Genomic DNA, 6,215 nt, shown 5'->3' with positions numbered 1-6,215 from the left:
CACGTATGTTGGCCGTCCTCATTTTTTTTTGGGAGGTCTATACCCCCCCCCGGGGCGGGGGGGGGGGGGGCGGGGCGGGGGCGGGGGGGGGGGGGGGGGGGGGGCCCCCCCCCCCCCCCCCCCCCCCCGGCCGGGGGGCGCGCGGCGCGGGCCGCCTTGGGCGCGACGGCGCGGGCGCGGGGTACGCCGCCCGGGGGCGGCGGGCGATCCGCGTGGGGTCCGGGTACGGACCGGGGGCGGCGGGCGTACCGCGCAAGGGCCGACTCGATGCCGTCCGGGGCCGGATGAGCCGGCCCCGGGCCGGCAGACCGCCCGGGCACCGGCCGGGCCGCCGGAACGGGATTGGGTTACGCACCCGGGGCGGTGGGCGATCCGCGTGGGGTCCGGGTACGCACCCGGGGCGGCGGGCGTACCGCCTGGCGGACGCCGCAAAGCACCGACTCCATGCCGTCCGGAGCCGGATGAGCCGGCCACAGACCCGGCCCCGGGCCGGCAGACCGCCCGGGCGCCGGCCGGGCCGCCGGAACGGGATCGAGCTACGCACCCGGGGCGACGGGCGATCCGCAGGGGGCCGGGATACGCACCCGGGCGTACCGCGTGGCGGAGGGCGCGATGAACTCGGCCGGGCCGGGCGGGCGGCGGTGAACTGGCGTACAGCGCGGGGATCCGGGCCGGGCGGGCGGGTCGCACGCGGCGCGGAGGCGACGGACTCCGAGTCCCGTACGACTCAGTGGTCCCCGCCGGGCGCGCCCGCCTCCGCGCCGGTCTCGTACACGGCGCGGAGGCGCGCAGCGGGCGGACGGACGGACGTCGAACTCGCTGACAGCTCAGTGGGCGTCGGCCTGCGGAGGCGGGAAGTCTCCTCGTACGGGCCGGTCCGCGCCCACCGCCGGGGCCGTGCCCGGCTCCGGCGGCGGCGACGAAGGCACCTGTGGAGCGGGGGTCAGAGGACGTCGCCGTCGCGCCAGTCGAATGCGAGGGGGGAGTCGGCGGGGTCGGGGGACGGGCCGAGGACGAAGGTGGAGTCCTCCTCGTCGGGGAAGCGCACCGGGCCGTCCGGGCCGAGCCCCTCGATCCGGCCCCGCCAGAGCCGCCAGCCGCGCGAGCGGTACAGCGCCGCGCCCTCGTCCGACGCGGAGAGCGCGCCGAAGGCGTAGGAGCGGACGATGATCTGCTCCAGCGCGTCCATCGCCCGGCCGCCCAGACCCTGGCGGCGGCGGTCGGCGCGGACGGCGAGGGCCTCGACGTATCCGATGCGGTACGACCGCCCTCCGTGCGTCACCCGGCGCATGATCACGCTGCCGTGCGCGACCAGCGCGTCCCCGGACTCGTTCGCGGAGCCGTTCTCGCTCTCGTGGAGAAGGACGTGCATCCCGCCGAGCGTGTGGTCCCAGTCCTCCTCCCCGAAGTCCCCGTCGAAGGCGTCGTGCAGGAGGGAGCGGATCGCGGCCAGGTCGGCCGGGGTGAGTTGGGAGGTGTGCAGGGTGCGGATCGACTCGGTCATACGCCTGAGCCTCTCCCCGCACGTACTCACGGGCCAATTGAGTATTCACTCCATGGTGGCGAATGAGCCACACGGCGAGAGTGAGCGCCATGAACGGCCTCTACGCTCTCAAGCCCTGGTACGCGGCCCGGCTCTCCGGAGTCCGGGGCGCGCTCGTCCGCCGTGAGGTGTCGCCCGACGCGCTCACGGCCGCGGGCGTGGTGTGCGCCGCCGGCGCGGCCGCCGCGCTCGCCTGGCTGCCCGCCCCGCTCGCCGCCCTCCCGGTCGCCGTTCTGCTGGCGGCCCGGCTCGCCTGCGCCAATCTCGACGGCGCGCTCGCCCGGGAGACCGGCCGCACCTCCCGGCGCGGCGCGCTGCTCAACGAACTCGGCGACCGCGCGGCCGATCTGGCGGTGCTCGCCGGTTTTCTGACCCTCGCGCCGCTGTGGCTGGTGGCGGTCGCCGCGCTGGCCGCGACCCTGCCGTCCTGGGTCTCGCTGGCGGGCGCGGCGGCCGGGGCCCGGCGGCTGAACGGAGGGCCGGCGGGCAAGACCGAGCGCTGTCTGCTGGCGGTGGTCGCGGCGGCGACCGGCTGGGCGGTCCCGGTGCTGATCGTGATCGCGGCCGGATCGCTGCTCACCGCGCTGCTGCGGCTGGGACGGCTCTGGAAGGAGACGGGCGCGTGAGCGGGGTCATGGTCGCGGGCGAGGCGGTCGGGCGGGCGATCCCGCTGGTGGCCGGGGCGCTCGGGGTGAGCGGAATCGCGGTCGCCGCGCTCCCCGCACGGCTGCGGATACGGGCCGAGCTGCGAAGACGCTGGCGTACATGGGCGATCGCCGCTCCGGTTTTTCTGGGGCCGCTGCTGCTCGGGCAGGGCGGGGCGTTCGCGCTGGCGGCCGCGCTCGGCGTGATCGGGGTGAGCGAGTACGCGCGGATGACGGCGCTGCCCCGGGCCGACCAGGCGGTGCTCACGGCGGCCTCGGTACTGCTGCCGGGGCTCGCGTGGCTGGCCCCGGGAGCCCTGGATCTGCGCACCGCGGGGCTGCTGCTGCTCGCGGCGGCGCTGCCGCCCCTGCTGGCGGGCGACGCCGGCGGGGGCTTCACCCGGGCCGCGCACTCGGTCTTCGCGCTGCTGTGGATCCCGGTGGCGCTCACCGGTCTGGTGACGCTCCAGGAGACCGCGATCGCGGTGGGGCTGGCCGTGGCGCTCGGCGATGTGGGCGCGTGGTGCGGCGGTACGGCGCTGGGCCGGCGCGGTCCGGGCGCGCGAAGGCTCTCGCCGCTGTCCCCGCACAAGACCTGGGCGGGCGTGGCCGGGGCGGCGGCCGCCACGGCGCTGACCCTGGCGGCGGTCGGCGCGTTCTCGCCGGTGCTGTGGGCCGCGGTGCTGGCCGGATGTGTGCTGGGCGATCTGCTGGAGTCGATGGTCAAGCGCGAGACGGGCGTCAAGGACGCGGGCTCCTGGCTGCCGGGGTTCGGCGGGCTCCTGGACCGGATCGACTCCCTGCTGCCGGCGCTGCTGCTGGCGACGGTGGTGACCGGGCGATGAGAGAGCGCGGGGAACACGACCCGGCCGCCGTGACACGCGTACCCGCGCCGGTATCCGTGAACGCGAGCGTGAGCGCGCCCGGCGGCTCCCGCTGGGCGGCGGTGCTGCGGCGGGCGCTGTGGTGGACGGTGCTCACCCTGACGGGCGGGGTGGAGCGGCGGGGCCGGCTGCCCCGGGGCGGCTGTGTGGTGGTCGCCAACCACTCCTCGCACGCCGACACGGCGGCCCTGCTCGCCGCCCTGGACGCCCGCCACAAGCCCGCCATCGGCGCGGCCGCGGACTACTGGTTCTCCTCGCCCTGGCGGAGCCGGATCTGCGGCCGGCTCGCCGCCGGGTTCCCGGTCCGGCGCACCGGCGGCGGGATGGACGATCTGCTGGCGATGACGGACGGACTGCGGGCCGGGCGGGCGGTCGTCCTCTTCCCCGAGGGCACGCGCGGCGGCGACGGGCCGGTGGGCTCCTTCCACCGGGGCGCTCTGGTGCTGGCCGAGCGGGCGGGCGTCCCCGTCGTCCCGGTCGGCATCGCGGGCACGGACCGGCTGCTGCCCAAGCACGGACGGCTGCGCTCCTCCCTGGTACGGGTGCGGATCGGCGCTCCCCTGCCCCCGTCGGCCACTCCCGAGGAGGCCCGCGCGGCCGTCTCGGCGCTGCACCGGCGCACCAGCGCCGAATCGCTGCGCGACTCACGGGCCCGCCGCCGGATCGCCTCCCTGGCCGCCTCGCGGGCGGGCCTGGCGATCGCCTTCGTCTGGGCCTTCGCGGAGGCGCTGAGCTGGCCGCTGATGCCGGAGCTGCTGCTCGCCGCCGCCTGCACGGCCGCCCCTCGGGCCGCGCTGCGGCTCTCGGCGACCGCGCTGGCGGGCAGTCTGGCCGGTTCGCTGCTGACGCTCCAGCTGACGGGCGCGGGTCTCGCCCCGCCCGCGCCGCTGACCACGGACCGGATGCGCGCGGAGGCCCGGCAGCAGGTGGCGGCCGAGTCCGCGGGCGCGGTACGGCATCAGCCGTGGAACGGGATCCCGTTCAAGGTGTACGCGGCCGAGGCGGGCCGGGCGGACGCGCCGTCCGGCGAGTGGCTGGCGTCCGCGGCGGCGGCCCGCGGCTCCCGCACCCTGACCACGGGTCTGTCGTTCGCCGCCCTCGCCCTGCTGCTGCGCCGCTTCCGGCGGTTCTACGGCGTCTTCCTGGCGCTGCTGACCGGCGGCTTCGCCGTCGCCCTGACCCTGATCGTCACCGCCTGGCGCTAGCGCTCCCGGCTCCCGGCCCGCCCGCGACCCTGCTCGTCACCGGCCGGCGCCGCCCCGGCCGCCGGGGTCGCGGACGCGTTCGACACGGCCGAGGCCGCACGGCCCCGGGCCGAACGGGGCCCGGCCGCCGGGCCGGCCGGGGAGCGAAACACCGCCGCCGGAACGGAACCGGTCCGCGGCGCTCGCCATCCATAGAGTTGGAACCGCCCCCGTTCCGGCGTGGGGGCCGGAACGGGGGCGGGTTCATAGGGGCGGGCCGTCGGGCCCGCCCGGTCGGGCGGCTCAGCCCATGTGCGGGTAGCCGTACTCCGTCGGCGCGACCAGCGTCTCCTTGATCGCGCGGGTCAGCGTCCAGCGCATCAGGTTCTGCGGGGCGCCCGCCTTGTCGTTGGTGCCCGAGGCACGGCCGCCGCCGAAGGGCTGCTGGCCGACGACGGCGCCGGTCGACTTGTCGTTGATGTAGAAGTTGCCCGCGGCGAAGCGGAGCTTCTCCATCGTGTGCGCGGCGGCGGCGCGGTCGTTGGAGATGACCGCACCGGTCAGCGCGTAGTCGGAGACCGACTCCATCTGGTCGAGCATGGCGTCGTACTGGTCATCCTCGTACACGTGGATCGCCAGGATCGGACCGAAGTACTCGGCCTTGAAGACCTCGTTCTCCGGGTCGTCGCACTCGATGACGGTCGGGCGGACGAAGTAGCCCACCGAGTCGTCGTAGGTGCCGCCCGCGATGATCGTGCAGGACGGGTCGGCCGCGGCACGGTCGATCGCGGCCTTGTTCTTGGCGAACGAGCGCTCGTCGATCACGGCGCCGATGAAGTTCGACAGATCGGTGACGTCACCCATGGTGATCCCGTCGACCTCGGCCGCGAACCGCTCCTTGAAGCCGTCGTTCCAGATGGACGCCGGGATGTACGCACGCGAGGACGCGGAGCACTTCTGGCCCTGGAACTCGAAGGAGCCGCGGGTCAGCGCGGTCTTCAGCACGGCGCGGTCGGCGCTGGGGTGCGCGACCACGAAGTCCTTGCCGCCGGTCTCGCCCACGATGCGCGGGTAGGAGCGGTACTTCGCGATGTTGTTGCCGACCGTCTTCCACAGGTGCTGGAAGGTGGGGGTCGAGCCGGTGAAGTGGATGCCGGCCAGATCGCGGTGGTTCAGGGCCACCTCGGAGACGGCGATGCCGTCGCCGGTCACCAGGTTGATGACGCCCTTGGGCAGCCCGGCCTCCTCCAGCAGCCGCATCAGCAGCACGGCGGAGTGGGTCTGCGTCGGGGACGGCTTCCACACCACGACATTGCCCATCAGGGCGGGCGCGGTGGGCAGGTTGCCCGCGATGGCGGTGAAGTTGAAGGGCGTGATCGCGTAGACGAAGCCCTCCAGCGGGCGGTGGTCCATGCGGTTCCACACGCCCGGCGCGTTGGCCGGGGGCTGCTCGGCCAGGATGTCGCGGGCGTAGGCGACATTGAAGCGCCAGAAGTCGATCAGCTCGCAGGGAGTGTCGATCTCCGCCTGCTGGGCGGTCTTGGACTGGCCCAGCATGGTGGAGGCGGCCAGCGTCTCGCGCCAGGGGCCGGAGAGCAGCTCGGCGGCGCGCAGGATGATCGCGGCGCGGTCGTCGAAGGACATCGCGCGCCAGGCGGGGGCCGCGGCCAGGGCGGCGTCGATCGCGTCCTGGGCGTCCTGCTGGGTGGCCCCGGCGAAGGTGCCGATCACCGCGCCGTGGTTGTGCGGCTGGACGACGTCGACCCGCTCGCCACCGCCCATCCGGCGCACTCCGCCGATGGTCATCGGCAGCTCGATCGGGTTCTCGGCCAGTTCCTTGAGCTTGGCCTCGAGGCGGGCGCGCTCCGGGGAGCCGGGGGCGTAGCCGTGCACCGGCTCGTTGACCGGCGCGGGGACCTTGGTCACAGCGTCCATGGGTGCCGCATCTCCTTAAAGCAGT

The 6,215-nt window shown here is 75.5% G+C and carries 5 protein-coding genes; 3 read left to right on the top strand and 2 right to left on the bottom strand.

What is annotated here, in order from left to right; all coding sequences use genetic code 11:
* Nucleotides 1-943: 943 nt before the first annotated feature.
* Nucleotides 944-1,504, bottom strand: a complete 561-nt coding sequence (locus ACF089_RS01355; RefSeq protein ID WP_392020229.1) for a GNAT family N-acetyltransferase — start codon at nt 1,502-1,504, stop codon at nt 944-946.
* A gap of 89 nt (nt 1,505-1,593) precedes the next feature.
* Here ACF089_RS01355 and ACF089_RS01350 point away from each other — a divergent pair, with 89 nt between their 5' ends.
* From ACF089_RS01350 to ACF089_RS01340, 3 genes are read left to right on the top strand one after another with little or no spacing between them, the layout of a single operon-like run.
* Nucleotides 1,594-2,169: a CDP-alcohol phosphatidyltransferase family protein gene (locus ACF089_RS01350; protein WP_392020226.1), complete on the top strand. Its 576-nt coding sequence runs from the start codon at nt 1,594-1,596 to the stop codon at nt 2,167-2,169.
* Entirely contained in the window at nt 2,166-3,032 is an 867-nt protein-coding gene (locus ACF089_RS01345) for a phosphatidate cytidylyltransferase (RefSeq protein WP_392020224.1), read from the top strand. The genes ACF089_RS01350 and ACF089_RS01345 overlap by 4 nt, the downstream gene beginning before the upstream one ends.
* Nucleotides 3,033-3,088: 56 nt before the next feature.
* Nucleotides 3,089-4,276 carry a lysophospholipid acyltransferase family protein gene (locus ACF089_RS01340; protein WP_392020221.1) on the top strand — a complete coding sequence of 396 codons (1,188 nt, stop codon included), beginning with the start codon at nt 3,089-3,091 and terminating at the stop codon, nt 4,274-4,276.
* 282 nt (nt 4,277-4,558) lie between these two features.
* On the opposite strand, the gene pruA is transcribed toward ACF089_RS01340, so the two are convergent.
* Entirely contained in the window at nt 4,559-6,190 is a 1,632-nt protein-coding gene (pruA, locus tag ACF089_RS01335; RefSeq protein ID WP_392020218.1) for an L-glutamate gamma-semialdehyde dehydrogenase, read from the bottom strand.
* Nucleotides 6,191-6,215: the final 25 nt, after the last annotated feature.

It is taken from the genome of Streptomyces sp. NPDC014894, assembly GCF_043080985.1.
In the GTDB taxonomy this organism is placed as follows: domain Bacteria; phylum Actinomycetota; class Actinomycetes; order Streptomycetales; family Streptomycetaceae; genus Streptomyces.
Note: the sequence above shows the minus strand (reverse complement) of the source record. Positions and strands in the feature narration are given on the sequence as shown.

What these genes read in the sequence shown, in the direction of transcription:
- ACF089_RS01355 (WP_392020229.1), bottom strand. Translation starts at nt 1,504, where the DNA reads ATGACCGAGTCGATCCGCACCCTGCACACCTCCCAACTCACCCCGGCC.
- ACF089_RS01350 (WP_392020226.1), top strand. Translation starts at nt 1,594, where the DNA reads ATGAACGGCCTCTACGCTCTCAAGCCCTGGTACGCGGCCCGGCTCTCC.
- pruA (WP_392020218.1), bottom strand. Translation starts at nt 6,190, where the DNA reads ATGGACGCTGTGACCAAGGTCCCCGCGCCGGTCAACGAGCCGGTGCAC.